Annotated in this window: 25 protein-coding genes; 11 read left to right on the top strand and 14 right to left on the bottom strand. The window is 70.8% G+C overall.

Features of this window, described 5'->3' with window-relative positions; all coding sequences use genetic code 11:
* Window positions 1–16 precede the first annotated feature (16 nt).
* The gene (locus JOL79_RS26315) at window positions 17–715 is read right to left on the bottom strand and encodes a redox-sensing transcriptional repressor Rex (protein WP_210158574.1); all 699 of its coding nucleotides are present in this window, start codon (window positions 713–715) and stop codon (window positions 17–19) included.
* 179 nt (window positions 716–894) lie between these two features.
* Here JOL79_RS26315 and JOL79_RS26310 point away from each other — a divergent pair, with 179 nt between their 5' ends.
* Window positions 895–1143: a glutaredoxin family protein gene (locus JOL79_RS26310; RefSeq protein ID WP_210158573.1), complete on the top strand. Its 249-nt coding sequence runs from the start codon at window positions 895–897 to the stop codon at window positions 1141–1143.
* Here JOL79_RS26310 and JOL79_RS26305 read toward each other — a convergent pair.
* Window positions 1140–2732 carry a putative quinol monooxygenase gene (locus tag JOL79_RS26305; RefSeq protein ID WP_210158572.1) on the bottom strand — a complete coding sequence of 531 codons (1593 nt, stop codon included), beginning with the start codon at window positions 2730–2732 and terminating at the stop codon, window positions 1140–1142. The two genes, JOL79_RS26310 and JOL79_RS26305, sit on opposite strands and share 4 nt — an antisense overlap.
* Window positions 2733–3081: 349 nt before the next feature.
* Between JOL79_RS26305 and JOL79_RS26300 the strand changes: the two genes are divergently transcribed.
* From JOL79_RS26300 to JOL79_RS26290, 3 genes are all read left to right on the top strand, one after another.
* Window positions 3082–3621, top strand: a complete 540-nt coding sequence (locus tag JOL79_RS26300) for a sigma-70 family RNA polymerase sigma factor (RefSeq protein ID WP_230985500.1) — start codon at window positions 3082–3084, stop codon at window positions 3619–3621.
* A gap of 87 nt (window positions 3622–3708) precedes the next feature.
* Window positions 3709–4470 carry a DUF5667 domain-containing protein gene (locus JOL79_RS26295; protein ID WP_210158570.1) on the top strand — a complete coding sequence of 254 codons (762 nt, stop codon included), beginning with the start codon at window positions 3709–3711 and terminating at the stop codon, window positions 4468–4470.
* 135 nt (window positions 4471–4605) lie between these two features.
* Window positions 4606–5475: an HAD family hydrolase gene (locus JOL79_RS26290; protein ID WP_210158569.1), complete on the top strand. Its 870-nt coding sequence runs from the start codon at window positions 4606–4608 to the stop codon at window positions 5473–5475.
* Between the two features lie 30 nt (window positions 5476–5505).
* Here the strand turns inward: JOL79_RS26290 and JOL79_RS26285 are convergent, their stop codons facing one another.
* The 10 genes from JOL79_RS26285 to proC form a co-directional block, all read right to left on the bottom strand.
* Complete coding sequence (locus JOL79_RS26285) at window positions 5506–6363, bottom strand: lysophospholipid acyltransferase family protein (RefSeq protein ID WP_210158568.1); 858 nt, start codon at window positions 6361–6363, stop codon at window positions 5506–5508.
* A 63-nt stretch (window positions 6364–6426) separates the two neighbouring features.
* A complete protein-coding gene (locus tag JOL79_RS26280; RefSeq protein WP_210158567.1) occupies window positions 6427–7455 on the bottom strand; it encodes an NAD-dependent epimerase/dehydratase family protein in 1029 nt (342 codons plus the stop codon).
* A 71-nt stretch (window positions 7456–7526) separates the two neighbouring features.
* Entirely contained in the window at window positions 7527–7625 is a 99-nt protein-coding gene (locus tag JOL79_RS26275) for a 30S ribosomal protein bS22 (RefSeq protein WP_018654693.1), read from the bottom strand.
* A 162-nt stretch (window positions 7626–7787) separates the two neighbouring features.
* Window positions 7788–7991 (bottom strand): helix-turn-helix domain-containing protein, encoded by a 204-nt coding sequence (locus JOL79_RS26270; RefSeq protein ID WP_030456159.1) that lies wholly within the window; start codon window positions 7989–7991, stop codon window positions 7788–7790.
* A 336-nt stretch (window positions 7992–8327) separates the two neighbouring features.
* On the bottom strand, window positions 8328–9101 hold the full coding sequence (locus JOL79_RS26265) for a phosphatase (protein WP_210158566.1): 774 nt from the start codon (window positions 9099–9101) through the stop codon (window positions 8328–8330).
* 52 nt (window positions 9102–9153) lie between these two features.
* Window positions 9154–10317: an acetoin utilization protein AcuC gene (locus JOL79_RS26260; RefSeq protein WP_210158565.1), complete on the bottom strand. Its 1164-nt coding sequence runs from the start codon at window positions 10315–10317 to the stop codon at window positions 9154–9156.
* Window positions 10318–10372: 55 nt separating this feature from the next.
* Window positions 10373–11557 (bottom strand): ABC transporter permease, encoded by a 1185-nt coding sequence (locus JOL79_RS26255; RefSeq protein WP_210158564.1) that lies wholly within the window; start codon window positions 11555–11557, stop codon window positions 10373–10375.
* Window positions 11554–12279, bottom strand: coding sequence for an ABC transporter ATP-binding protein (locus tag JOL79_RS26250; RefSeq protein WP_230985531.1), 726 nt, complete (start codon window positions 12277–12279; stop codon window positions 11554–11556). The genes JOL79_RS26255 and JOL79_RS26250 overlap by 4 nt, the downstream gene beginning before the upstream one ends.
* Before the next feature lie 17 nt (window positions 12280–12296).
* Window positions 12297–13691: an efflux RND transporter periplasmic adaptor subunit gene (locus JOL79_RS26245; RefSeq protein ID WP_210158562.1), complete on the bottom strand. Its 1395-nt coding sequence runs from the start codon at window positions 13689–13691 to the stop codon at window positions 12297–12299.
* A gap of 84 nt (window positions 13692–13775) precedes the next feature.
* Window positions 13776–14570, bottom strand: coding sequence for a pyrroline-5-carboxylate reductase (proC, locus tag JOL79_RS26240; protein WP_210158561.1), 795 nt, complete (start codon window positions 14568–14570; stop codon window positions 13776–13778).
* A 254-nt stretch (window positions 14571–14824) separates the two neighbouring features.
* Here proC and JOL79_RS26235 point away from each other — a divergent pair, with 254 nt between their 5' ends.
* Entirely contained in the window at window positions 14825–16396 is a 1572-nt protein-coding gene (locus JOL79_RS26235; RefSeq protein WP_210158560.1) for an alpha/beta hydrolase, read from the top strand.
* Between the two features lie 164 nt (window positions 16397–16560).
* Here JOL79_RS26235 and JOL79_RS26230 read toward each other — a convergent pair whose 3' ends face one another.
* Window positions 16561–17295, bottom strand: a complete 735-nt coding sequence (locus JOL79_RS26230; RefSeq protein ID WP_210158559.1) for an ABC transporter permease — start codon at window positions 17293–17295, stop codon at window positions 16561–16563.
* The gene (locus JOL79_RS26225) at window positions 17292–18020 is read right to left on the bottom strand and encodes an ABC transporter ATP-binding protein (RefSeq protein ID WP_230985498.1); all 729 of its coding nucleotides are present in this window, start codon (window positions 18018–18020) and stop codon (window positions 17292–17294) included. Before JOL79_RS26225 ends, JOL79_RS26230 begins: the two co-directional genes overlap by 4 nt.
* A gap of 132 nt (window positions 18021–18152) precedes the next feature.
* Here JOL79_RS26225 and JOL79_RS26220 point away from each other — a divergent pair, with 132 nt between their 5' ends.
* The 6 genes from JOL79_RS26220 to clpB all read left to right on the top strand — a co-directional run bounded on the left by JOL79_RS26220 (window position 18153) and on the right by clpB (window position 25506).
* On the top strand, window positions 18153–18629 hold the full coding sequence (locus tag JOL79_RS26220) for a hypothetical protein (RefSeq protein ID WP_210158558.1): 477 nt from the start codon (window positions 18153–18155) through the stop codon (window positions 18627–18629).
* A gap of 127 nt (window positions 18630–18756) precedes the next feature.
* Entirely contained in the window at window positions 18757–20625 is a 1869-nt protein-coding gene (gene dnaK / locus JOL79_RS26215; protein WP_210158557.1) for a molecular chaperone DnaK, read from the top strand.
* Window positions 20622–21281, top strand: coding sequence for a nucleotide exchange factor GrpE (gene grpE, locus JOL79_RS26210; RefSeq protein WP_210158556.1), 660 nt, complete (start codon window positions 20622–20624; stop codon window positions 21279–21281). The genes dnaK and grpE overlap by 4 nt, the downstream gene beginning before the upstream one ends.
* Window positions 21282–21373: 92 nt before the next feature.
* On the top strand, window positions 21374–22540 hold the full coding sequence (gene dnaJ, locus JOL79_RS26205; RefSeq protein ID WP_210158555.1) for a molecular chaperone DnaJ: 1167 nt from the start codon (window positions 21374–21376) through the stop codon (window positions 22538–22540).
* Window positions 22541–22544: 4 nt separating this feature from the next.
* On the top strand, window positions 22545–22892 hold the full coding sequence (locus JOL79_RS26200; RefSeq protein WP_210158554.1) for a heat shock protein transcriptional repressor HspR: 348 nt from the start codon (window positions 22545–22547) through the stop codon (window positions 22890–22892).
* 25 nt (window positions 22893–22917) lie between these two features.
* Window positions 22918–25506 carry an ATP-dependent chaperone ClpB gene (gene clpB, locus JOL79_RS26195; RefSeq protein WP_210158553.1) on the top strand — a complete coding sequence of 863 codons (2589 nt, stop codon included), beginning with the start codon at window positions 22918–22920 and terminating at the stop codon, window positions 25504–25506.
* The last annotated feature ends 44 nt before the right edge of the window (window positions 25507–25550 follow it).

The raw sequence follows: 25550 nt of genomic DNA, 5'->3' as shown, positions 1-25550 counted from the left end.
CCGAACGATGGCTCACTCACATGACCACCCCGTCCGGCCACTCCTCGGACATGATTGGCCCTCCATTGGCCTTGCGCTGCTCGTGGAACGCAAGTATCTGAAGTTCGATTGATAAATCGACTTTACGGACATCAACGCCGTCCGGAACAGTCAGGACAACCGGGGCAAAGTTCAAAATACTGGTGACGCCCGCCGCTGTGACGCGGTCGCAGACCTGCTGCGCCGCGCTCGCCGGTGTGGCAATCACCACAATCGAGACCCCTCGCTTCTTGATCACGGCTTCCAGCTCGTCGGTGTGCTCCACCACCAGGCCGGAGATGCGGTCGCCCACCACGCGGGGATCGGCGTCGAGCAGGCCCGCGATGCGGAACCCCCTGGACACGAACCCGCCGTAGTTGGCGAGGGCTCGCCCGAGATTACCGACCCCCACGATGGCGACAGCCCAATCCTGGGTGAGACCTAGCTCACGGGAGATCTGGTAAATCAGGTACTGCACGTCGTACCCTACGCCGCGGGTGCCGTACGAGCCGAGGTGCGAGAGATCCTTGCGGAGCTTCGCCGAGTTCACCCCCGCGGCGAGCGCGAGGTCCTCCGAGCTCACGGTCGGCGTGCCCCGTTCGGCCAGCCCGTTGAGGGCACGCAGATACAGCGGCAGCCGCGCCACGGTGGCGTCGGGAATGCCACGATCGCGTGCCTGCGGGATACGGCGGCTCACTGCCCAGGGCTCCAGGGGAACGGACGGCCGGTGCGCCCCCGGCCGCACGAGCGGATGCGACGGATAACAACAGGTTAGTAGCTTTGTGAAGCGATGCACAAAGTCGGCGTGTCTTCACTGTCCCAGGATCGGCGCAAGGTCGCCAATCGGGGTCCCGGGACCCGCATAAGCTGGGTGGCATGCCTCCTCATGATCACCGCATCACGCTGCTCGGCAAACCGGGCTGTCACCTCTGCGATGACGCCCGGGCCGTGGTGTCCCGCGTGGCCGGTGAGCTGGGCGTGCAGTGGGAGGAGCGGGACATCACCGCCACGCCCGAGGATCAGGCCGAGTACGGCGAGATGATCCCGGTCGTCCTGATCGACGGGGTCCAGCACGACTACTGGCGGGTCAACGAGACCCGGCTGCGCGAGGCACTCGCGCGCTAAAAGTTCGCCGTGGGCAGCGGCACGACCTTCGCGGCGCTGACGGTGAGCTCGATCACGTTGGCGGCCAGCACGTAGGCCACGCGCTCCGTCGTGAAGCGCTCCATGTGGGGCTGCCGCTGGTGCTCGGCGTAGCCGACCTCGTCCCGGTAGAGCTCGTAGACGATGCGCTGCAGCGGGGCCGACTTCACTCCGTGGCAGATGAACACCAGGGTGTCCGGCTCGGTGCGCTGCACGGCCGCGATCGTCTCCTCGGCCAGCTTGTCGAACGCGTCGCCGGTGCCGTCCAGGAGGGTGAAGACGGTGAGCAGGCCGTAGATGGCCGGAGACGGCTTGACGGAGCCCGCGCCCGGCTTGGCGCCCTGCTTCGCGCCGCCGCCCCGGTTGAAGCCCACGCCGAAGCTCGCCGCGAGTTCCTCGGGCGACGGCATGGCGGGCGGGGGCACCTCGGCGCCGGGGTAGACCGCGCCCGTCGCCGGCATGCCCTTGTCCGCGTGGGGCGGCACGCCCGCCGGCATGCCGTAGTCGGAGGGACGGGCCTGGGGGTAGGAGTCCGCGGCCATGAGCTGGCCCGTGGCCGGGCCGCCGAAGTCGTCCTCCGGGCGGGCCTGGGCGTAGGAGTCGTCCCTGGGGCGCATGCGTGCCGCGTAGTCGACCTCCCCCTGCTCGCCCGCCCGGTACTCCGCGACCAGGTCGCCCAGACCGGAACGGCGTGAGGACGCCGGGGCCGCGGGCATCGGGGAGGCCGACGCCACGGGGACGTCGGGCCGGTCGGCGCCGCGCCGCGCGCCGCTCCGTTCCCGGCCCTGCCGCCATTCCGCGTTTCCGGGGTCCCCGGCGGCACCGGCGACACGGGCGTCACGCGCGTTACGCGGGTCCCGGCCGTGCCTGGCGTCGTCCTCGTCGTCTTCGTCGTCCTCGTCGTCGTAGGGCGCGAGCGGCCGGACCACCACGTACCAGGCGCCGCCGGAGGCCGCGGCCATGAGCGCGACGATGACGATCCCCGGGAGCGACAGCTCCAGGGCTGCGCAGAGCGCCATGCCCGCCGGGGCGATCAGCACGGTCGCGTTCATGTTGTCGACGTCGTAGTCGTCCCCGTCCCGCCAGCTCAGCAGCGCGATGCAGAGCGCGAAGAGCAGCAGGAAGATCAGAACGAAGTGAGCGCCCCGCAGGAGATTCTCCGGCCAGAGGTCCCAGTGGCTGGGCCCGTCGGGAAGCTGCTTGCCGAAGCTGCCGCTGAGCGGGTCGAGCAGCATGATCACAGCGCCCACGACCGTCAGGGCGATCCCGAAGAGCCATCCGGCGAAGCGGGCCGACGCCTTCTCCGCCAGCAACTGCAGATTGCCGATCGTGAGCCAGAGCGGGGCGAGCAGAGACCCGGTGATCTGGTACGCCCGGAAGGTGGCGGACCCGAATCCGGCCAGGTGTCCGACGGCGACGGCGGCGAGGGACACGGCCAGCGCGCCCGTGGCGATGCTCCACGCGATCAACCAGCCCGAGGGCTCGTCACGGAGCCGCCCGACGAGCACGACGGTGGTGGCACCGGCGAGCAGGGCGCCGGCGAACGCGAGGATGGCGACTAGGACTTCCATGGTGGACCCCATGCTGCCGGACTTTGCCTTCCCGCGGGTAGCCGGTGCCCCCGAAGAGAACCTGACAGCCGCACGGACCCCATTACACACGTGTGACCTGGGCATCTGCTGGGAATCCAGCGGACCCGCCAGCAAAAGCGACGTTACCGGAAGTAATTACTACGCTCAGACGGATTGTGTTATCTCCCGTTGATTTCTAAAGTGTTCGAGCACCGACTCCCCTTCCCCCATGGGATACCGGATGCCGAACACGTGGCCGTTGGCAGGACTTTCCCCTCCTGCCGCCGGAGCAGCGCAGTCCGTGCGCTCCGCCGACCCCGCCGTACGTCGTGGCGATCACGACGGAGAGATGCAGTCCCTTGTGCTGCGCGCCAAGACGGGCGACAGCGAGGCCTTCGGGCTCCTTTACGACCACTACGTGGACCTGGTGTACCGCTACGTCTACTTCCGGGTCGGCGGCCACGCCCTGGCCGAGGACCTGACCAGCGAGACCTTCCTGCGCGCCCTGCGCGGCATCACCGACTTCACCTGGCAGGGCCGCGACTTCGGGGCCTGGCTGGTGACCATCGCCCGCAACCTCGTGACCGACCACTTCAAGTCCGGGCGCAACCGGCTTGAGGTGACCACCGCCGAGGTGCTCGACCGTCCCCTGGACGGCCCGAACATCCCCGAGAACGCGGTCGTCACCAACATGGTCAACGAGCACGTCATGCAGGCGATCAAGCAACTCGGCGCCGAGCAGCAGGAGTGCGTGATCCTGCGCTTCCTGCACGGCATGTCGCTGGCCGAGACCGCGATGATCATGGGGAAGAAGAGCGGAGCCATCAAGGCACTCCAGTTCCGGGCGATCAAAGCGCTGGCCCGGGCGCTTCCCCGGGATCTCGGCTGACCTCTGCCGTAACCATTCCGCCCCCATGTCGTTGGGCATGTCGCGGAGACGGATCGCCGATCCGGTCTCCGGTACATCGAGCGGGGGATGGCGAGAACACTGATGGGCTGGTGGCGACCCTCGCGCCGCGCGTACGGCGGACGGGCGGCACGCGTCGCGAACCGCGTCTCCCGGCACGTCACCGGGCTCCGCGTCCTGCTCGGCAGCGGCCCGACCCCCGAGTTCAGGGCCCGACTCCGCGAGGAACTGCTGCGCAACCACGCCGCCGAGCGCACGACCGCCGTCGAGCCTCCTCCGGCGTTCGACGAGGTGGCCGGCGCCCCAGGGGACGCGCCCGGCGGGCTCCACCGGCGTCGCCCGAGGCGCCGCCCGCTGATCGTGCGGCTCCGGCCGGTGCTGGTCTTCGCGGGCCTGATGGTTTTGATGTTCGCCACGGGGGTCCGGACGTACGATTCGGTGCCGGGCGAGCCGCTCTATCCGTTGAAGAGGGCCGCCGAGTCGACTGTGCTCTCCCTGGCCTACGACGACGAGGACCGGGCCCAGCGGGAGATGGCCGCGGCGCGGCTGCGGGCGGCCGAGACGGCCTCGCTCGTCGCCGCCAGGACACGCGACCGGCACCGCCTCATCACCCAGACGCTCGACGACATGGAGTCCACCACCAGGGCCGCGTTGAGCCGGGTGGCGCCGCGAGCCGAAGACCGGGGCGAGGTCCGCAGGTTCGCCCGGGAGCAGCACTCCCTCGTGGAGCCGCTGCTGCCGAAGCTCGACCGGGAGAACCGCGACAAGGCCAACAAATACCTCAGCTACATCGACACGATGACGGCGTCCTCCGGCCCGTCGGGCCCCTGACGGCCCCAGGGAAACTCGGGCCACAGGGGCCAGGCGCCGGCGGTCGCGCGGTGGACGTGGGCGGGCGGTTGACACGAGATCCGCCCGACGCGGGCTCCACTGGCGGGCAACGGGCGGCGGTTAAGCTGATGAGCCATGAGGCGGCTATTGCGACGGCGGATGGCGGCGGAGATCGCCGGCGAGGTGGCGGCCGCCGCGGCGGTCTCCGCCCCGGCCGTGGTCCCCGACCCCACGGCGGCGGCGTTCTTCGACGTCGACAACACGATGATGCGGGGCGCCTCCATCTACCACTTCGCCCGCGGGCTCGCCGCGCGCGGCCTGTTCACCACGCGGGACCTCACGAAGTTCGCCCTCGGCCAGGCGCTGTTCCGGGTCCGGGGCAGTGAGAACCCCGAGCACATCGCCAAGGCCAAGGAGATGGCCCTCGCGTTCGTCGCCGGGCTCAAGGTCGACGAGGTGGTGCGGCTCGGCGAGGAGATCTACGACGAGGTCATGGCCGACCGCGTATGGGCGGGCACCCGCGCCCTCGCCCAGGCCCACCTCGACGCCGGACAGCGCGTGTGGCTCGTCACCGCCACTCCGGTCGAGCTGGCCCGGGTGATCGCTCAGCGGCTCGGGCTGACCGGGGCGCTCGGCACCGTCGCCGAGACCGCGGACGGCGCCTACACGGGACGGCTGGTGGGCGATCTCCTGCACGGCCCGGCCAAGGCCGAGGCCGTGCGCGCGCTCGCCAGGCGTGAGGGGCTCGATCTGTCCCGCTGCTCGGCCTACAGCGACTCGGCCAACGACCTGCCGATGCTCTCCCTCGTCGGGAACCCGTACGCGATCAATCCCGACAGCGAGCTGCGCGAGTACGCCAGGGAACAGGACTGGCGGATCCACGACTTCCGCACCGGGCGCAAGGCCACCATGATCGGGCTGCCCATCGCGGCGACCGCCGGGGCCGTCGCCGGGGGCATCGCCGCCGGGATCGCGCTCCGCCGGCACTACCGGTCCGTACTCTGACGCGGATCAGTGTGAGGATCAGGGCCGGGATCAGCGCGCGAACGGGGGAAACGCGGGACCGCGGCGCTTCCGCAGGGCGTCGAGACGCTCCTGGACGGTCTCCCTGACCTGGTCGGTCAGCTCGAGGATCACCATGGGGTCGTCGGCCTCGTCGGGGCCGTACTCGTCGGTCCTGATCGGCTCGCCGAACTCGATCATCCACTTCGACGGCAGCGGCACGAGGCCGAGCGGGCCCAGCCAGGGGAAGAACGGGGTGATCGGTAGATACGGCAGGCCGAGGAGGCGGGCCAGCGCCCGGACGTCGCCGATCTTGGGGTAGATCTCCTCGGCCCCGACGATCGCACAGGGCACGATGGGCACCCCGGCGCGGATGGCGGACGCCGCGAAGCCGCCGCGGCCGAACCGCTGTAACCGGTACCGCTCGGAGAACGGCTTGCCCACGCCCTTGAAGCCCTCGGGGAAGACCCCCACGAGCTCGCCCTTGCGCAGCAGCCGGTCGGCGTCCTCCGGGCAGGCGAGCGTGTGACCGGACTTGCGGGCCAGATGGCCGAGCACGGGGAGCTGATAGACCAGATGCGCGCCCAGCAGGCGGATCGGCCGGTGCGCCTCGTCGTTCAGCGCCACCTGCAGCATGAGCGCGTCCATCGGCAGCGTGCCGGAGTGGTTGGCCACGACGAGCGCGCCCGAGTGGGCGGGGACGTTCTCCAGCCCGACGGTCGTGACCCGGAACCACTGCCGGTACAGCGGCCGGAGCAGCTCCAGCAGGACCGTGCCGTTGAGGTCGGGGTCGAAGCCGAACTCGTCGATCTCGTAATCCCCGGTGACACGGCGCCGCAGGAAGGCGAGCAGCGCGGCGAGCCGCTCGTCCGGAGTCGGCATCGTGCTCATCGTCGTGTCACCTTCGGTCCATCACGGGGGGTCGGCGCGGATCGGCCCGGAATCGGCGCAGGCTCAGCGCGGCCGGTGCGCGGTCACCAGGTCCGCCAGCCGGTCGAACGCGGCCGGCCACAGGCCGGAGGGGAGGCCGCGTGACCGGAGGAAGTCGTCGAACGCGGCCGCCGTGGAGTACGCGGGCCGCCACCCGAGCTCCGCGGCCAGCCGCCCGCTGTCCACGACTCTGCCGTGGATCAGCAGCGACAGCTGCTCCGGCGTGAAGTCCACCAGGCCGGCGCTCCTGGCGAGGCCGCCGAAGAGGCGGAACGCGGGAGCGGGCATGGGGACCGCCGGCCGGCCCGCGCGCCTGGCGCACTGGGACAGCAGCAGCACCCCTTCTCCGGCCACGTTGAAGACGCCGGGGTGATCGGCACGCGCCGTGCGGCACAGCGCCTCCACCGCGTCGTCCTCGTGGACGAACTGCAGCCGCGGGTCGAAGCCCAGCACTGTGGGCAGCACGTCCTGCGAGAAGTACCTGGTCAGCGGGGTGTCGACGCCCGGCCCCATGACCGGCGCGAACCTGAGGACCGTGGTCGCCACGTCGGCGCGGCGCCTGGCGAAGCCCCGGACGTACCCCTCGACCTCGAACGCGTCCTTCTCGTAGCCGGATTGCGCGCCGTCGGCCGGCGCGAGGTCCTCCGTGAACACGGCGGGAGCGTGCGGTGACGCGCCGTACACAGCCGTGGTCGAGCGCACCACCACCCTGCGCACCGAGGCGGACCGCTGGCACGCGGCCAGCAGTTGCATGGTGCCGAGGACGTTGTGCTCCTTCATGGCGGCGCGGCTGCGTACCGGTCCGCTGACCAGGTCGAGGTGCACAACGGTGTCGACGTCCGCCGACCCGATGATCCGGCCGACGTCCGGGCCGTTCAGGTCGGCACGGACGAACTCGGTACGACCGAGCGACGCGCCGTCGTCCCGGTGGAGGGATGGCGGCGCCGTGTCCACTCCGATGATCCGGCCGATCTCCGGGTCCGCCGCGAGCGCGTTCGCCACTCTGGCGCCGATATGACGGGAGACCCCGGTGACGAGAACGGTACGAGTCATCGTCGCCTCGCTGGGGGATCGCGTGCGCACGGTGGCCCGGCCCCGGGGGACCGGTGCGCGCGCCGTCTCGACTACTTCTTGTTACGCCGCTGGATGCGGGTCTTCTTCAGCAGCTTGCGGTGCTTCTTCTTCGCCATGCGCTTACGGCGCTTCTTGATCACAGAGCCCACGGGACCCCCAGGTGAAGGGATGGATGTCAAACCGGCGTGCGTGCGCACACCGGCTCAACAGCCTACCGGCGATCCGCGGTAGATCGCTCCTCCCGGGGGTCTCCGCACGGCCACACATCGGCCATGCCCCCGTCACGGCATGACCTCCGCTGCGGAGCCGCGTCATCCCGCTTCGATGAACGCGTCTCTCAGGTAGTCGTGCACCGCCTGCTCAGGCACTCTGAAGGATCGACCGACCCGGATGGCCGGTAACTCGCCCGAGTGCACGAGCCGGTACACCGTCATCTTGGACACCCGCATGACAGTGGCGACCTCGGCCACCGTCAGGAACTTCACCTCGCTGAGAGGTCTTTCGCCTGCACCCATCGGACGCCTCTTCCGCACGTGTTTCCGGGTTATCCCCACTGGTGCCATCGCTCACGCACGTGTACTGCTGTCAGCGTAAGTCCGGACTCCGAGGAGGCAAACCCCCCATTTCATCAGTCTTGGAGGTCGCATGCCGTCAAAATCCGAGAAATCGCTGGCAGCGGCCGGACCGTGCCCCTCGCCTCAATCTTGGAACGGACCAACTTCTCTCCCTTTAGAGTCGCCCAGGATCACGAAAAAGTTGGCAAACCGTCGGCAGGCCCCGGGAAAAGTAGGCGCGAAACAGGTGGTTTGGGAGGACCGGATCCGATCAGAGGCTCCGGTCAGAGGCTGCGGTCAGAGGCTGCGGTTGACACGGTCCAGCAGGTAGGCCGTGAGAGGCCCGTAGTAGCGCGGCAGCACATTGTCGTCGAGGGGCACGGTGACCGCGATCTTGCCCTCGGCCTCGCCCAGGAAGAGCGCCGGATCGTTGGAGTCGGCGAAGCCGACCGTCTCGATCCCGGCCTCCCCGGCGGCACCGGCCCAGCCGTGGTCGGCGATCACGAAGTCGGGGCGCTCCTCGGCGAGCATGGCCCGCATCGGGTCGGGGTCGTGACTGTGGACGAAGCTTCCTCTCTCCTCCAGCATCGCCACGCCGTTCAGGTAACGGACCCTCCGGCGCCGACCCGGCCAGCCCGTGTACGTCCAGCCCTCCGCGGGGGTCAGCAGCACGGCCCCCCGGTCGGCCGCGAACCGCGCCAGCGCCAGGTGGACGGCGAGCAGCCCGGTGGGGTGCCCGGTGGCGACGACGACGCGGGGCGCGGCCCGGCGCAGCACCTTGGCGATGCGGTCGCCCATCTCCTCGACGGCGTCGATCGTGCGCGCCGGGTCGATGACGTCCTGGCCCTCTTGGTGGTCCGGGTCGGCCGTCACGCCGGCCCGCCGCGCCATGAGGTCGAGGATGTCGTGGAACGTCCACTCGGCTTCGAAGGTCAGGCCGAACGTGTAGTGCGGGTCCCGGAGCGCGAGCGACCGGTAGTGGTCGAGGTTGTTCTCCCGGCTGGTCGCGACGTCGCCGGCGATGGCGGTTCTGACGAGGTGCTCGTGGAGCTCGGCGCGGGAAGGGGTCACGTGGTTGTCAGCGCTCCTCGGCTCTGTGTGATTCCGGCGGCCCCGGCGCGGGTCACGGCATCGGATCCAGGCCGTGGAGGGGGAACGCCGCGTTCCTGGTCGCCATGACGGCCCTGTCGACGGCGTCGGCTGGATCGTATCCCTCCGAGAAGTCGCGCCAGCGGGGCTCGCGGCCGTCGGTCATGGTCGCCGGCGGCACCTCCCCGGTCCGCCGGTCCACCAGCGTCCGCCAGGCCGCGGGCGTGGGCGTGGCCGGGTCGACCGGCGTGCCCGCAACCTCGGCCAGCAGGTGGGTCCACGCCCGCGGCACCACCTGGACCAGCTCGTAGCCGCCGCCGCCCACGGCGACCCACCGTCCGTCCGCCGCCTCGTGAGCGAGGCGGTGCAGCGCCGCGTAGGCGGTGCGCTGGCCGTCCACGCTGAGCATGAGGTGGGCCAGCGGGTCGAGCGCGTGGCTGTCGCAGCCCTGCTGGGTCACCAGCACCTCCGGCTGGAAGTGCCGGACCAGGGGCGGCACCACCGCGTGGAACGCCCGCAGCCAGCTCTCGTCTCCGCAGCCCGCGGGCAGGGCCACGTTCACCGCGGTGCCCTCTGCGCCCGTCTCGTGGGGGAACCCGGTGCCCGGGAAGAGCGTGCGGGGAGTCTCGTGCAGGCTGATCGTCAGCACCCGGGGATCGTCGTAGAACATCGTCTGGACGCCGTCGCCGTGATGCACGTCGATGTCCACGTACGCGACGCGGGTGGCGCCCTGCGACAGCAGCCACGCGATCGCCACACCGGGATCGTTGTAGACGCAGAAGCCGCTCGCGGCCCCCGGCATCGCGTGGTGGAGGCCGCCCGCGACGTTGACCGCGTGATCCGCCTCACCCGTCCACACGGCCCGGGCCGCGGCCAGCGTGGCCCCGGCGACCAGCGCGGACGCGTCGTGCACCCGGGCGAAGACCGGGTTGTCCTCGGTGCCGAGGCCGCGGCGCAGGTCGGGCCGGCCGGTCTTCTGGACCTCCTTGACGGACGCGATGTAGTCGCGGTCGTGGACGAGCGCCAGCTCGTCGTCGCCGGCGGGCAGGCAGCCGACGACTTCGACGCCGTCGAGCACGCCGAGCTCGCGCGCGAGCGCCATGGTGAGTTCGACGCGCACGGGTGCCAGCGGGTGACCGCGGCCGAAATCGTAGGAGATCAACCCGTCGTCCCAGACGACTCGCACCGCCCGACTCATGATTGCGACGCTATCGCACCCGCGCCCGGCCGCGTACGTCCCGGGTGGGGGCGGCTCAGTCGGCGCGCAGCGCGATCACCGGGTCGAGCCGGCCGGCCCGGCGGGCGGGGGCGACACCGAAGAAGACGCCCACCGCGGCCGACACGCCGAACGCGAGAGCGATCGACCACCACGTGATCGAGGCCGGCACCGGGGAGAGCGCCTGGATGAGCAGCGCCCCGCCGACGCCCAGCAGGATGCCCACGACCCCGCCGATCGTGGTCAGCAGCACCGCCTCGATGAGGAACTGGCCGAGGATGTCCCGCTGGCGCGCGCCGAGGGCCTTGCGCAGGCCGATCTCCCTGGTCCGCTCCCGCACGCCGACGAGCATGATGTTGGAGACTCCGACGCCGCCCACGAGCAGCGAGATGCCGGCGATCGCGGCGAGAACGCCGGTCAGCATGCTCAGGACGGTCCCGATCGTCCCGAGGAGCTGCGTCTGGGTGACGGCGGAGAACTGCTCGTCGGGGTAGCGGGCCCGCAGGGCGTCGACCACGCGGCGCTGCAGCGGCTCGATCTCGTCGGGCCCGGACGCCCCGATCGCGATGCCGTTGACCCTCGGCAGCCCGATCAGCCGCTGGGCGGTGGTCACCGGGACGTGGACCTCCTGGTCACGGGCTACCCCGAAGGTCGACCCGATGGTCTCGTAGACCCCGATGACCCGGAACCGCACGCCCGCGATCGTCACCTGGCGGCCGATCGGGTCGAGGTCGCCGAACAGCTTGCCCGCCACCTCCGCGCCGAGGATGGCCACCCGCCGCCGCGTGTCGACGTCCGTGGCGCTGAGGCCGCGGCCGCGCCGGAGCGGCCGGTCGAAGACGTTGGGCAGGTACTGGTCGGTCCCCGTCAGCGTGGCGAACACCTCGGTGCGCCCGACTCTGACCGGCTCCCCCGAGTTCACCGCTACCGTGACCTTGGACGGATCGCCGACCACGCGGCGGACGTACGCGACGTCGGACAGGTCGAGGCGGCTCTGCGTCGGCGCGGCCCCGAGGCCGACCTGGCCGGGCACCACCAGGATGATGTTGCTGCCGAGCCCCGCGATCTCCTTCTCCACCGCGTTCTTCGCCCCGGTGCCGATGGCGACCAGGATCACCACGGCCAGCACCCCGATGATCACGCCGAGCATGGTCAGCGCGCTGCGCAGCCGGTTGACCCGGAGCGCCTCCACCGCCATGACCAGCGCCTCGCCCGTTCTCATCGCGCCTCCCCGTCCGCCGCGGGCGCGCCCGTGTCCAGTTCGACGAGACCGTCACGCACGTGGATCTGGCGGCGGGCCCGTTCCGCGACCTCGCCGTCGTGGGTGACCAGCACGACGGCGACGCCGCGCTCGGCGTTGAGGTGTTCGAGGAGGCCCATGACCTCCTCGCCGTTGCGGGTGTCGAGGTTGCCGGTGGGCTCGTCGGCGAGCACCACCCGGGGATCGCCGACGAGGGCGCGCGCGATCGCGACCCGCTGCTGTTCGCCCCCGGACATCTGGGACGGCCGGTGACCCATCCGGTGACCGAGCCCGACGGCCTCCAGGGCGGCCCGCGCCCTGGCCCGGCGTTCCTGCCGCGACACCCCCCGGTAGACCAGCGGAAGCGCCACGTTGTCGAGCGCCGAGGTGCGGGCCAGCAGATGGAACGACTGGAACACGAAACCGATCGCCTCGTTGCGCAACTCGGCGAGCCGGGTGTCGTCGAGCGTGGCCACGTCGACGCCGCCGACCCGCAGGACACCGGAGGTCGGCCGGTCGAGGCAGCCGAGCAGGTGCATCAGCGTCGACTTGCCCGAACCCGACGGCCCCACGACGGCGACGAACTCCCCCTGCCCGATCGTCAGCGTCACGCCCCGCAGCGCCTCCACCGAGACGCCGTCGAGCTGGTAGGAGCGCCGCAGGTCCACCGCCTCGAAGGCGCTCGTCGCGCCGTCGTCCGGCATGGCGGTCACGGGAACGGTCATGTGAGCGGCTGGCCGGGACGGACCGTGTCGGCGCCCTTCACGACCACGCGCTCGCCCGGCGACACGCCGCTGAGGATCTCGACCGCCGCGTCGCCCTGGGCGCCCAGCCTGACCACCCGCCGTTCCGCCACGCCGCCGCGGGACGCCCAGACGATCGTGTCCTTCCCGCTGGTCACGATGGCCGACGCCGGTACGGCCACGGCGTCCGTGGCCTGCCGTACGGCGAGACGGACCACCGCGCTCATGCCCGGTTTCGGAGCCGGGGCGGCGCCGCCTCCGTCGTAGGCGCCGGGCCCCAGAGTCAGCCGCACCGGGTAGCTGACACCCCCGGTGGCCCCCTCCTTGGGCGTGACCCCCACGCCCGTCACCGAGGCGGTGTACGTCGCCCCGGTCACGGCGTCGAACTCGGCCTCCGCCCGCGTGCCCCTGCGGACGAGCAGCACGTCGGTCTCGTCGACGTCGGCGGAGAGCGTCAGCCTGGAGACGTCGGTCACGGTGGCGATGGGGTCGCCCGCCGCCACCGGGACGCCCGTGGCGATCACGCCGCCGGAACGTCCGGCGGGCACGGCCACCGACGGCGCGGCCTGCTCGGCGACGCCGGCGGGAAGCCCGCCGAGGAGCGCCCCGAGCCCCGCCGCGCCGGACCCGGAGGACGACGCCCCGCCGAGGGTGATCACCCCGCCGAACGGCGCCTTCACCACGAGGGCGTCGACCGTGCGCTCGGCGGCCCGCACGGCGGCTGTGGTCTGCGCCATCGAGGCCGCCCGCAGGGACGACATGGACGCGCCCAGCCCGCTGAGCCCGGCGCCCACCTGACCGCTGACCTGCGCGAGCACCTGCTCGACTGAGCGGCTGAGCCCGTCCACCACCCGCGTGAGCGCGCGCCGCTGGGCCCGCTGCTGAGCCTGCGCGGTGTCGATGGCCGCCAGCAGCCGCGCCCGGGCCTTCGCGTCCCCGACCGACCTGGCCGCCTTCCTGGCCTCGGCGAAGTAGCGCGCGACCGTCGCGTCGAGCGATCCGGGAACCCGCACCCGGGGCAGGCGCACCGCGACCGCGCCGCCGCCTCCCATCGAGACCGGGCGCGACGCCTGTCTGTCGGCCTTCCGGGCCGCCGTCAGCTGCTCCTTCGCCTGCGGCGAGCTGATCCTGGCGATCGTCTGGCCTTTCCTGACCGTCTCGCCGTCCTGGACGTACAGCTTGGCGACGGTGCCGGACGCCGGGGCCGTGAGCGTGGCGACGGCCCGTGCGCCGACCGTGGCGGGGGCTTCGACGACCTCGCTCACCGTGGTCCGGGTGACGGCCCCGAGGACCACCGAGGGCGGCTCCGGCGAGGAACAGCCGGCGGCCAGGACGACGACGAGAAGCGGGAGGATCCCGCGCCGATACGTCACGGGCCAATGGTAAAGCGGAGGTAATCCGCCCCCTTTTCCGGCGTACGCGCTTGCCCCGAGTACGCGCTTACGCGCGGCCGGGCGTCAGCCGGAGGCGAGCTGGCGGCTGCGGTCGCGGGCCGCCTCGATCGCGTCGAGGAACGCCGCCCGCACCCGGTGCCGTTCGAGCTCGGCGATGGCCGAGATCGTCGTGCCGCCCGGCGAGGTCACGGCCTCCCGCAGGATCACGGGGTGCTCGCCGGAGTCCCGCAGCATGATCGCCGCGCCGACGATCGACTGGGTCACCATGTCGAGCGCCGCGGCACGCGGCATGCCGAGCAGGATGCCCGCGTCCACCATGGCCTCGACCAGGTAGAAGAAGTACGCCGGGCCGCTGCCCGACAGGGCGGTCGCCGCGTCCTGCTGGGACTCCGGGATACGCAGCACCTTGCCGACCGGGCTGAGCAGCTCCTCGGTGCGCTTGAGGTGCTCCTCAGAGGCGTGCGCCCCGCCGGAGATCACGCTCATGGCCTCGTCGACCAGCACCGGCGTGTTCGACATGACGCGGACGACCGGAACGCCCTCGCCCAGCCGGGACTCCACGAAGGCGGTCGTGATGCCCGCGGCGACGGAGATGACCAGGACCCCGGCGGGGACGTGCGGCGCGACCTCCGCCAGCAGCGCGCCCATGTCCTGCGGCTTGACGGCCAGGATCAGGGTGTCGGCCGCCTTCGCGGCCTCGGCGTTGCCACCGACCCGCACGCCGTACTGCCGCCGCAGGGCCTCGGCCCGCTCGGGCCGCCGGGCGGTCGCCATGATCTCGTCCGGCCGCAGCCCGGCGCGGACCAGCCCGGACAGCAGGGCCTCGCCCATCTTGCCGGTTCCGAGTATCGCAATCATTCCCGCACCTCATCGCCGCGGCTCTGCAAGGATCTTTGTCGCAGCTTACCGAGGGTTTCCGGGCGCGACGTCCGGCGTCACGCGAGGAGAACGGCCTCGACGACCGCGGGTCCTAACGACATGTGCACTTCAATGTTGCGGTTTCGCAACCAACTACGGAAGTCCGTCGCCTTATGCGTCCTTTATCCGCATGATCTCCGGTTGGGCCATAAGTCGGTTCCAACGGAGGAGCCGCAGGCGTCGAAGGGGTACAGGTGAAGAAGATCCTCACAGCGCTGGCCACCGCCGGCCTGGGGCTGAGTGGAGTGCTGGTCGCGGGACCCGCGTCGGCCAGCGCTCAGCACGCCCCCGAGTACACTCCGCCCGCTCCCCAGTGGGCACAGTGTGAAGGGCTGCCGACGGGCATCGACTGCGCGATGGTCGAGGTCCCCCTCGACTACGGCAGGCCGAAGGGCCAGAAGATCAAGATCGCGGTCTCCCGCAAGAAGGCCACCGACACCGCCCACTACCAGGGCGCCCTCCTGTTCAACCCGGGCGGACCCGGCGGCAGCGGCCTCGCATATCCCGCGGTCATGGAGTCGCGGCTCGGCACGGCCCTGGCCGCGCAGTACGACCTCATCGGCTTCGACCCGCGCGGCGTCGGGTCGAGCGAGCCCGCCCTCAGCTGCGACGCCCACTTCTTCGACCCCGTCCGGCCGGACTACAACCCGTCCAACCTGGCGGAGGAGCTCTCCTGGGTGAAGCGGTCGAAGGGGTACGCCGACGCCTGCCGCCGGACCTACGGCGACCTGCTCAACCACATGACCACGGTCGACGCGGCCACCGACATGGACCAGATCCGCAAGGCCCTCGGCCAGCAGCAGATCAGCTACGTCGGCTACTCCTACGGCACCTACCTCGGCGCCACCTACGCGACACTGTTCCCGAACCAGGTCCGCCGCCTGGTGCTGGACAGCATCGTCAACCCCGACCGCGTGTGGTACGACGCCAACATCGACCAGAACCACGCCTTCGAGGGCCGCGCCAAGGACTTCTTCGCCTGGATCGCCAAGTACGACTCGACGTACCACCTCGGCACCGCCGACGCCGTCGTCGAGAAGGCGTACTACGCGGCCCGCGCCAAGCTGAAGGCGACCCCGGCCGAGGGCCGGGTCGGCCCGGACGAGCTCGACGACACCTACCTGGCGGGCGGCTACCTCAAGAGCCGCTGGCCGCTGCTCGCCAACGCGCTGTCGAAGTACGTCACCGCCTCCGACGCCTCGGCCCTGCTCGACGCGTACGCCACCTACGGCGACAGCAGCGGCGACGACAACGGCTTCGCCGTCTACGCGGCCGTCGAGTGCTCGGACGTCAACTGGCCGAGCAACTGGACCACGTGGCACCGCGACATGTGGCAGTCGTACCGGACCGCTCCCTTCCTGACCTGGGGCAACACCTGGTACAACGCGCAGTGCGCCTTCTGGCCGACCCGAGGCGGCCACGCGCCCCGCATCAACGGCAACAAGATCAAGAACGCGCTGTTCTTCCAGGACACCAAGGACGGCGCCACGCCGTACGAGGGCGGTGTCGTGATGCACAGCCGCTTCCCCAACTCCCGGCTCGTGGTCATGGACGGCGGCGGCAACCACGGTCTGACCGGCCGGGGCAACGCCTGCATCGACGACATCTGGAAGGCCTACCTGACGGACGGCACGCTGCCCGCCGGCAAGCCCGGCCCCGACGTCCACTGCGCGCCGTTCGCGGACCCGGTGCCGCCGGCCGCCGCCTCGGCCCTCACGAAGTCGGCGACCCCGCAGGCCGACGACTGGGTGCCGGGCGAGCGCTGAGCCCGCGCCGGTCCCACCGGCCCGCCTGACGGGCCGTAGCTCGACCGCCCGCCATCGGCGGGCCGAGACCAGGGAGCCCCTGATCCACCCGGATCAGGGGCTCCCCCCGTTTCCGTCCCCGGACGGCGAGCGCGCCGGCGCGGCCCCGCCACTCGACCGGGGGCTCACGGGGTGCGGCGGCGCAGGGTGGCGGCGCCCAGGACGAGCGCGAGCAGCACGCACCCCGCGACCACCAGGATGTCCCGCCAGAACTCGCCGCCGAGATCGTCGCCCATGGCCGCGTCCTTCATCGCCTCGATCGCGTACGACATCGGCAGCACGTCGGAGATCCACTCCAGCAGCGCCGCCATCTGGGCGCGCGGCACCAGGATGCCCCCGAGGAGGATCTGGGGGATCATCACGACCGGCATCAGCTGCACGGCCTGGAACTCGGTACGCGCGAACGCGCTGCACAGCAGGCCCAGCGAGGTGCCCAGCAGGGCGTTGAGCACCGCCACGAGCACCAGCGGCCACAGCGAGCCGGGCAGGTCGAGACCGAGCCACGTCAGCGACACCGTCAGGGCCAGCGCCACCTGCGCGCACGCCATCAGGCCGAAGGCCAGGCCGTACCCGACGAGCAGGTCGAGCTTGCCCAGCGGCATCGCCATCAGCCGTTCCAGCGTGCCGGAGGTCCGCTCGCGCAGGGTCGCGATCGAGGTGACGAGGAACATCACCAGGAAGGGGAAGACGCACAGCAGGACCGGCGCCCACTGGGCGAACGACCGCTCGTCGTCCATCACGTAGTAGAGCAGGATCATCACCAGCGTGGGCACCAGCGTCATCAGGGCGACGGTGCGGTGATCGTGCCGGAGCTGGGTCAGGATGCGCCGCGCGGTCGCGAGGGTGATCGAGGGGTTCACGCCGCCGTCGTCTCCTCGATGAGGCGCAGGAAGGCCTCCTCCAGGTCGGTCGTACCGGTGTGCTCGCGCAGGCTCGCGGGGGTGCCGTCGGCCAGGATCGCGCCCTGGCGGAGCACGAGGAGCCGGTCGCAGCGGGCGGCCTCGTCCATGACGTGGCTGGAGACGAGGAGCGTGACGCCCCTGGCCGCGAGTCCGTGGAAGAGCAGCCACAGCTCCTGGCGCAGGACGGGGTCGAGCCCGACCGTCGGCTCGTCCAGGATGATCAGCTCGGGGCGGCCGAGCAGGGCCACGGCCAGGCTGGCGCGGGTGAGCTGACCGCCCGAAAGCGTGCCGCCGAGCTGGCCGGCCGCCTCGGCGAGCCCCACCTCCTCAAGGACCCGGTCGGCGTCGTCGCGCGGGGCGCCCAGGACGGACGCGAAGTAGCGCAGGTTCTCCCGGACCGACAGGTCCCGGTAGACCGCAGGACTCTGCGTGGAGTAGCCGATCAGCCGGCGCAGCGCGGGGCTGCCCGCCGGCTCGCCGAGGACGCTCACCTCGCCCCCGGCGACGACCTGCACGCCGACGATGGAGCGGATCAACGTGGTCTTCCCGCACCCGCTCGGGCCCAGCAGGCCCGTCACCTGCCCTCGGGGCACCTCGAACGTGAGCCCGTGCAGCACCTCGACGCCGCCTCGGGACACCCGCAGATCTCGTACCGAGACCGCGGGCTCGCTTAAATTCATCATGTGATGAATTTAAGGTCAGTGGCGATGGCCGTCAACGGGGAAATCCGGGAATCCGGGGCACCTGACACAGCGGGTGAACTCACCTGACAACATCGGCTTGAACCCCGGGGGGCGGCCGGCCGTTAACGGGGTATGCGGAAAATCTGGCTCGCGGCCCTCCTGACCCTCGCGGTCGCCTGCGGAGAGACACCCTCCGACACGACCGCCTCCGCCCCATCCGCCCCGCCCACGCACACGCCCGCCCCACCCCCCGCCTCGACCACGCCCGGCGCGCCCGGACCCGCGTCCGCGCCGGCGCCCGCGCCGAGCCTGGTGACCCCCGCGGGGCACACGGTGCGGACGCGGAAGGTGAGATGGCTCGACGCCACCCCTTCCGCGGACGGCCGGTCACTGGAGATCGTCTGGTGGTCGGGAGTCGAGCCGTGCAACGTGCTCGACCGGGTCGAGGTCGCCGAGACCCCGAAGACGGTGACCGTCACCCTCTACGAGGGAACGGATCCCCGCTCGCCCGACGTCGCCTGCATCGATATCGCCCTCAAGAAGCGGACGGCCGTCGCCCTCAAGGCCCCGCTCGACGGACGGAAGGTCGTGGACGGCGCGGCGGGATGACCCGATTCGGGGAATGCCGCCACGCGCCTCGGGGTTGAGCCCCGTAGACTCAACTCGATTGACAACCCACCGGGAGTCGGGCGAGTATGAGTCCACCCGACTCAACTTTGACTACAAGGACGTACTCATGGCACGTGCGGTAGGTATCGACCTTGGGACGACCAACTCCGTCGTCTCGATCCTCGAGGGCGGCGAGCCCACCGTCATCGCGAACGCGCAGGGCTCGCGGACCACTCCGTCCGTGGTCGCCTTCGCGAAGAACGGCGAGGTCCTTGTCGGAGAGGTCGCCAAGCGTCAGGCGGTGACCAACGTCGACCGGACCATCCGCTCGGTCAAGCGCCAGATGGGCACGAACTGGACCGTCGAGATCGACGGGAAGAAGTTCACTCCCCAGCAGATCAGCGCGTTCGTCCTGCAGAAGCTCAAGCAGGACGCGGAGGCATACCTGGGCGAGAAGATCGCCGACGCGGTGATCACCGTTCCCGCGTACTTCAACGACGCGCAGCGGCAGGCCACCAAGGAGGCCGGCCAGATCGCGGGCCTCAACGTGCTGCGGATCATCAACGAGCCCACCTCCGCGGCCCTGGCGTACGGCCTCGACAAGGAGAAGGACCAGACCATCCTGGTCTTCGACCTCGGCGGCGGCACCTTCGACGTGTCCCTGCTCGACGTCGGCCAGGAGGACGGCCACGGCTTCGTCGAGGTCAAGGCGACCAGCGGTGACAACCACCTGGGCGGCGACGACTGGGACCAGCGGATCGTCGACGAGCTCGTGACCCGTTTCAAGAACGCGCACGGCGTCGACCTGTCCAAGGACAAGATGGCCCTCCAGCGACTGCGCGAGGCGGCGGAGAAGGCCAAGATCGAGCTGTCCAGCCAGACAGAGACCACGATCAACCTGCCTTACATCACCGCCTCCTCCGAGGGCCCGCTGCACCTGGAGGAGAAGCTCACCCGGGCCGAGTTCCAGCGGATCACGGCCGACCTGCTCGAGCGCTGCAAGGGCCCGTTCCACCAGGTCATCAAGGACGCCGGGATCAAGGTCTCGGACATCGCCCACGTGGTGCTGGTCGGCGGCTCGACCCGCATGCCCGCGGTGTCCGACCTGGTCAAGGAGCTGACCGGCGGCAAGGAGCCCAACAAGGGCGTGAACCCGGACGAGGTCGTCGCCATCGGCGCCGCTCTCCAGGCCGGCGTCCTCAAGGGTGAGGTCAAGGACGTCCTGCTGCTCGACGTCACCCCGCTGAGCCTCGGCATCGAGACCAAGGGCGGGATCTTCACGAAGATCATCGAGCGCAACACGACGATCCCGACCAAGCGCTCGGAGGTCTTCACCACGGCCGAGGACAACCAGCCGTCGGTGCAGATCCAGGTCTACCAGGGCGAGCGCGAGATCGCCGCGTACAACAAGAAGCTGGCGACCTTCGAGCTGACCGGCATCGCCCCGGCGCCGCGCGGCATCCCGCAGATCGAGGTCACCTTCGACATCGACGCGAACGGCATCGTGAACGTCTCGGCGAAGGACCTCGGCACGGGCAAGGAGCAGTCGATGACGATCACCGGCGGCTCGGCCCTGGGCAAGGACGACATCGAGCGCATGATGCGCGAGGCGGAGTCCTACGCCGAGGACGACAAGAAGCGCCGCGAGGAGGCCGAGGTCCGCAACAACGCGGACGCGCTGGCCTACCAGACCGAGAAGTTCCTCGGCGAGAACGACGAGAAGATCCCGGCCGACATCAAGACCGAGGTCACCGACGCGCTGTCCGCTCTGAAGAAGGAGCTTGAGGGCACCGACACGGCCGCCATCCGCACCGCCGCCGAGACTCTCGCGACGGTCAGCCAGAAGATGGGGTCCGCGATCTACGCTCAGTCCCAGGGCGCGGGCGCCGACGGCGCCGCGCAGGGCGCCGGTGCCGAGCAGGGCAAGGCGGATGACGACGTGGTCGAGGCCGAGATCATCGATGACGAGCCGAAGCAGGAGGGCGGCACCAAGTGAGCCCGCGTGAGAACGGCTCCGCGGAGGAGCCGGTGATCCGCGACAACCGCAAGATCGACCCGGAGACCGGGCGGGCCCGCGAGGGCGCCGGGGAGCAGGCGGCCCCCGCCTCCTCCGACCAGGGCCCGGCCGGTGCCCCCGCCGGGCAGGCTCCGGCGGCGGCTCCGGCCGACGCCTCGGACCTCCTCGCGGAGCGGACCGCCGACCTGCAACGACTGCAGGCGGAGTTCAGCAACTACCGCAAGCGGGTCGAGCGCGACCGGATCACCGTGAGAGAGCAGGCCGTGGCCAGCGTGCTCAACGAGCTCCTGCCGGTGCTCGACGACATCGGCCGCGCCCGTGACCACGGCGAGCTCACCGGCGGCTTCGCCAAGGTGAGCGAGTCGCTGGAGGCGGCCGTCGGCAAGCTCGGCCTGTCGACGTACGGCGTGAAGGGCGACCCGTTCGACCCCACCGTCCACGAGGCTCTGCTGCACAGCTACTCGGCGGAGGTCACCGAGCCCACGTGCGTCGAGATCCTCCAGCCCGGTTACCGCATGGGCGACAGGATCCTGCGCCCCGCCCGTGTCGCCGTCGCCGAGCCAGGCGAGGTGGCGGCCGACGAGGGCGCGGCGGAGGCCGGTGACGCGGACGGCTCCGGCGCCTCCGCGGTGTAGGTCGTGTGCCTGACATCCGAAGGTCTCTCCCGATCAGGAAAGATCGGGAGAGACGGCCACTGACTCCCCTTGAGTTTCGAAGGAAGCGATAGATGAGCACCAAGGACTACTTGGAAAAGGACTACTACGCCGTCCTTGGTGTGCCCAAGACCGCGACCGCCGAGGAGATCAAGAAGGCCTACCGCAAGCTGGCCCGGCAGTATCACCCGGACGCCAACCCGGGCAACTCGGAGACCGAGGAGAAGTTCAAGAGCGTCTCCGAGGCCTACGACGTGCTGTCGGACACCAAGCGCCGCAAGGAGTACGACGAGGCCCGCACCCTGTTCGGCTCCGGGATGGGCGGTTACACCGGGGCGGGCGCGCCCCGGGGCGGTTTCAACTTCGACTTCGGCGATCTCTTCTCCGGGAGCTCGGGCGGCGGCGACCGGATCGGCGACCTGTTCGGCGGGCTGTTCAACCGGGGGGGCGGGACGCGCACCACGACCACCAGCAGGCCGAGGCGTGGCCAGGACATCGAGTCCGAGGTGACGCTCGGCTTCGGCGAGGCGGTCGACGGCACCACCGTGTCACTCAGGCTGACGAGCTCGTCGGCCTGCCCGGCGTGCTCCGGCACCGGCGCGAAGGCGGGCACCACTCCGCGGGTCTGCCCGACGTGCGACGGCACCGGGGCGGCCAGCCGCAACCTCGGCAACTTCGCGTTCTCCGAGCCGTGCCGCGACTGCCGCGGCCGCGGACTGATCGTGGACGACCCGTGCCCGGTGTGCGAGGGCAGCGGCCGGGGCAAGAGCACCCGGACCATCCAGGCCCGCATCCCGGCCGGGGTGGGAGACGGTCAGCGCATCCGGATCAAGGCCAAGGGCGCGCCGGGCGAGAACGGCGGCCCGGCCGGCGACCTCTACGTGCTGGTCCACGTGAAGCCCCACCCGGTGTTCGGACGCAGCGGGGAGAACCTGACGGTCACCGTGCCCGTCACGTTCCCCGAGGCCGCCCTGGGCGCGGAGATCAAGGTGCCCACGCTCAAGGGCATGCCGGTGACGCTGCGCATTCCCGAGGGCACTCCGAACGGCCGCACGTTCCGCGTGCGGGGCCGCGGCGCCGCACGCAAGGACGGCACCAAGGGCGACCTGCTCGTGACCGTCCAGGTCACGGTGCCGCAGAACCTCGACGACAAGGCCCGGTCCGCCCTGGAGGAGTTCAAGAACGCCACCGAGGGCCCGGACCTCCGCGAAGAGCTGATCAAGCAGGCCAGAAGCGAGTGAGCCGATGGATGCGAAATTCTTCGACATTTCCGATGACACACCCGTCTACGTGATCTCGGTGGCCGCCCAGCTCTCCGGGCTCCATCCGCAGACGCTCCGCCAGTACGACCGGCTCGGCCTCGTGAGCCCCGGCCGTACGGCGGGCCGCGGGCGGCTCTACTCCACCAGGGACATCGTGCTGCTGCGCGAGGTCCAGCGCCTCTCCCAGGAACACGGCATCAACCTCGCGGGGATCAAACGCATCCTTGAGCTCGAGACCGAGAACATACGGCTGCGCGAAGAGGTCGCCCAGCTGCGGGGCGAGGTCACGATGATCCGTGCGCTGATCCGCTACGAACTGCCACCGGCCTGAGGCTGCGAAGCGAGGCATCACACATATGGACTACAAACTCACGCAGAAGAGCCAGGAGGCTCTGTCTGGGGCCGTACGGCGGGCGGCGGCCGAAGGGAACCCGGAGGTGTCGCCCGCCCACCTGCTCTCCACCCTGCTCGCGCAGACGGGCGGCGTCGCCGTTCCCCTGCTCGAAGCAGTCGGAGCCGACTGGAAGCGGCTGCGCACCCAGGTCGAGGAGCAACTCGACCGGCTGCCGAAGGCGCAGGGCTCCACCGTCAGCGCGCCGTCGAGCTCCCGCCAGTTGCTCACTGTCCTCAACACGGCGGCGCAGCGGGCCAGGCAGCTGGAGGACGAGTACGTCTCCACTGAGCACCTGCTGGTCGGCCTCGCGGCCGACGGCGGTCAGGTGGCCGAGCTGCTCAAGGCCGAGGGCGCCACGCCGAACGCCCTGCTCGACGCCTTCGAGAAGGTCCGCGGGCACGGCCGCGTCACCAGCGAGACGCCCGAGGACACCTATCAGGCGCTGGAGAAGTACGGCGTCGACCTCACCGAGCGCGCGCGGTCCGGCAAGCTCGACCCGGTGATCGGCCGGGACGGCGAGATCCGGCGTGTGGTCCAGGTCCTGTCGCGCCGGACCAAGAACAACCCGGTGCTGATCGGCGAGCCCGGTGTCGGCAAGACCGCCGTCGTGGAGGGGCTGGCTCAGCGCATCGTGGCCGGTGACGTTCCGGAGAGCCTGCGCAACAAGCGACTGGTCGCGCTCGACCTCGGCGCGATGGTCGCGGGCGCGAAGTATCGCGGCGAGTTCGAGGAACGGCTCAAGGCCGTGCTCAACGAGATCAAGAAGAGCGACGGCCAGATCATCACCTTCATCGACGAGCTGCACACGATGGTCGGGGCGGGCGCCGCCGAGGGCGCGATGGACGCCGGCAACATGCTGAAGCCGATGCTGGCCCGAGGCGAGCTGCGGATGATCGGCGCGACCACGCTGGACGAGTACCGCGAGCGCATCGAGAAGGACCCCGCCCTGGAGCGACGGTTCCAGCAGGTCTACGTCGGTGAGCCGACGGTCGAGGACACCATCGCGATCCTGCGCGGCCTGAAGGGCCGATATGAGGCGCACCACCAGGTGCAGATCTCCGACAGCGCCCTGGTGGCGGCGGCGACGCTGTCCGACCGGTACATCACCGCGAGGTTCCTCCCCGACAAGGCCATCGACCTGGTCGACGAGTCGATGTCCCGGCTCCGCATGGAGATCGACTCCCGCCCCGTGGAGATCGACCAGCTCCAGCGCAGCGTCGACCGCCTGAAGATGGAGGAGCTGGCGCTCGCCAAGGAGACCGACGAGGCGAGCCGCCAGCGCCTGGCGAAGCTCCGCGAGGAGCTGGCCAACCGGCAGGAGGAGCTGGGCTCGCTCGTCGGCCGCTGGGAGCGGGAGAAGGCCGGGCTCAACCGGGTCGGGGAGCTGAAGAAGCAGCTCGACGCGGCTCGCGGCGCGGCCGAGCGGGCCCAGCGCGACGGCGACTTCGAGTCGGCCTCCCGGCTGATGTACGGCGACGTGCCCCGGCTGGAGAAGGAGCTGGCCGAGGCCACCCGCGCGGCCGAGAACGCCGAGGCCGAGGAGCCCATGGTCAAGGAGGAGGTCGGCCCCGACGACATCGCCGAGGTCATCTCGTCCTGGACCGGCATCCCGGCCGGGCGGCTGCTGGAGGGTGAGACCGCCAAGCTGCTCCGCATGGAAGACGATCTGGGCAGGCGCCTGATCGGCCAGAAGGACGCCGTCCAGGCCGTCTCCGACGCCGTACGGCGGGCCCGGGCCGGCGTCTCCGACCCCGACCGGCCGACCGGCTCGTTCCTCTTCCTCGGCCCCACCGGCGTTGGCAAGACCGAGCTGGCCAAGGCGCTGGCGGAGTTCCTGTTCGACGACGAGCGGGCGATGACCCGCATCGACATGAGCGAGTACGGCGAGAAGCACAGCGTCGCGCGGCTCGTCGGCGCCCCTCCCGGCTACGTCGGCTACGAGGAGGGCGGCCAGCTCACCGAGGCCGTCCGCCGCAGGCCGTACACCGTGGTGCTCCTCGACGAGATCGAGAAGGCCCATCCCGAGGTCTTCGACATCCTGCTCCAGGTGCTCGACGACGGCCGGCTGACCGACGGTCAGGGTCGTACGGTCGACTTCCGCAACACGATCCTGATCCTCACCTCCAACATCGGCTCGCAGTTCCTCGTCGACCCGACGCTGGAAAACGGAGCCAAGCGGGAGGCGGTGCTGAACGCGGTGCGCGGCTCGTTCAAGCCGGAGTTCCTCAACCGGCTCGACGACATCATCGTGTTCGACGCACTGGGCACCGAGGAGCTCTCGCAGATCGTCGACCTGCAGGTGGCGAGGCTCGCCGCCCGGCTCGCGGACCGCAGGCTGACGATGACCGTGACGCCCGCCGCCCGCGACTGGCTGGCCCTGACCGGCTACGACCCGCTGTACGGCGCCCGGCCCCTGCGCCGGCTGATCCAGACGGCGATCGGAGACAAGCTGGCCAAGGAACTGCTGTCCGGGACCATCCGCGACGGCGACGAGGTAATCGTCGACTTTGCCGAACCCGAGGACACGCTGAGCATCCGGGCCGCTCGGTAAGGTCTTCCCCACCATTGGGGCAAGCCGACCCCGCCGTTTCCCCT

This window comes from Microbispora oryzae, from assembly GCF_017896165.1.
Taxonomy (GTDB): domain Bacteria; phylum Actinomycetota; class Actinomycetes; order Streptosporangiales; family Streptosporangiaceae; genus Microbispora; species Microbispora oryzae.
The sequence above is the reverse complement of the archived record's forward strand: the minus strand, read 5'-3'. Positions and strand labels throughout refer to the sequence as shown.

Coding starts and splice junctions, on each gene's coding strand:
- JOL79_RS26310 (WP_210158573.1), top strand. CDS start 895: ATGCCTCCTCATGATCACCGCATCACGCTGCTCGGCAAACCGGGCTGT.
- JOL79_RS26305 (WP_210158572.1), bottom strand. CDS start 2,732: ATGGAAGTCCTAGTCGCCATCCTCGCGTTCGCCGGCGCCCTGCTCGCC.
- JOL79_RS26300 (WP_230985500.1), top strand. CDS start 3,082: ATGCAGTCCCTTGTGCTGCGCGCCAAGACGGGCGACAGCGAGGCCTTC.
- JOL79_RS26295 (WP_210158570.1), top strand. CDS start 3,709: ATGGCGAGAACACTGATGGGCTGGTGGCGACCCTCGCGCCGCGCGTAC.
- JOL79_RS26290 (WP_210158569.1), top strand. CDS start 4,606: ATGAGGCGGCTATTGCGACGGCGGATGGCGGCGGAGATCGCCGGCGAG.
- JOL79_RS26285 (WP_210158568.1), bottom strand. CDS start 6,363: ATGAGCACGATGCCGACTCCGGACGAGCGGCTCGCCGCGCTGCTCGCC.
- JOL79_RS26280 (WP_210158567.1), bottom strand. CDS start 7,455: ATGACTCGTACCGTTCTCGTCACCGGGGTCTCCCGTCATATCGGCGCC.
- JOL79_RS26270 (WP_030456159.1), bottom strand. CDS start 7,991: ATGGGTGCAGGCGAAAGACCTCTCAGCGAGGTGAAGTTCCTGACGGTG.
- JOL79_RS26260 (WP_210158565.1), bottom strand. CDS start 10,317: ATGAGTCGGGCGGTGCGAGTCGTCTGGGACGACGGGTTGATCTCCTAC.
- JOL79_RS26255 (WP_210158564.1), bottom strand. CDS start 11,557: ATGAGAACGGGCGAGGCGCTGGTCATGGCGGTGGAGGCGCTCCGGGTC.
- JOL79_RS26250 (WP_230985531.1), bottom strand. CDS start 12,279: ATGCCGGACGACGGCGCGACGAGCGCCTTCGAGGCGGTGGACCTGCGG.
- proC (WP_210158561.1), bottom strand. CDS start 14,570: ATGATTGCGATACTCGGAACCGGCAAGATGGGCGAGGCCCTGCTGTCC.
- JOL79_RS26225 (WP_230985498.1), bottom strand. CDS start 18,020: ATGATGAATTTAAGCGAGCCCGCGGTCTCGGTACGAGATCTGCGGGTG.
- JOL79_RS26220 (WP_210158558.1), top strand. CDS start 18,153: ATGCGGAAAATCTGGCTCGCGGCCCTCCTGACCCTCGCGGTCGCCTGC.
- dnaK (WP_210158557.1), top strand. CDS start 18,757: ATGGCACGTGCGGTAGGTATCGACCTTGGGACGACCAACTCCGTCGTC.
- dnaJ (WP_210158555.1), top strand. CDS start 21,374: ATGAGCACCAAGGACTACTTGGAAAAGGACTACTACGCCGTCCTTGGT.
- JOL79_RS26200 (WP_210158554.1), top strand. CDS start 22,545: ATGGATGCGAAATTCTTCGACATTTCCGATGACACACCCGTCTACGTG.
- clpB (WP_210158553.1), top strand. CDS start 22,918: ATGGACTACAAACTCACGCAGAAGAGCCAGGAGGCTCTGTCTGGGGCC.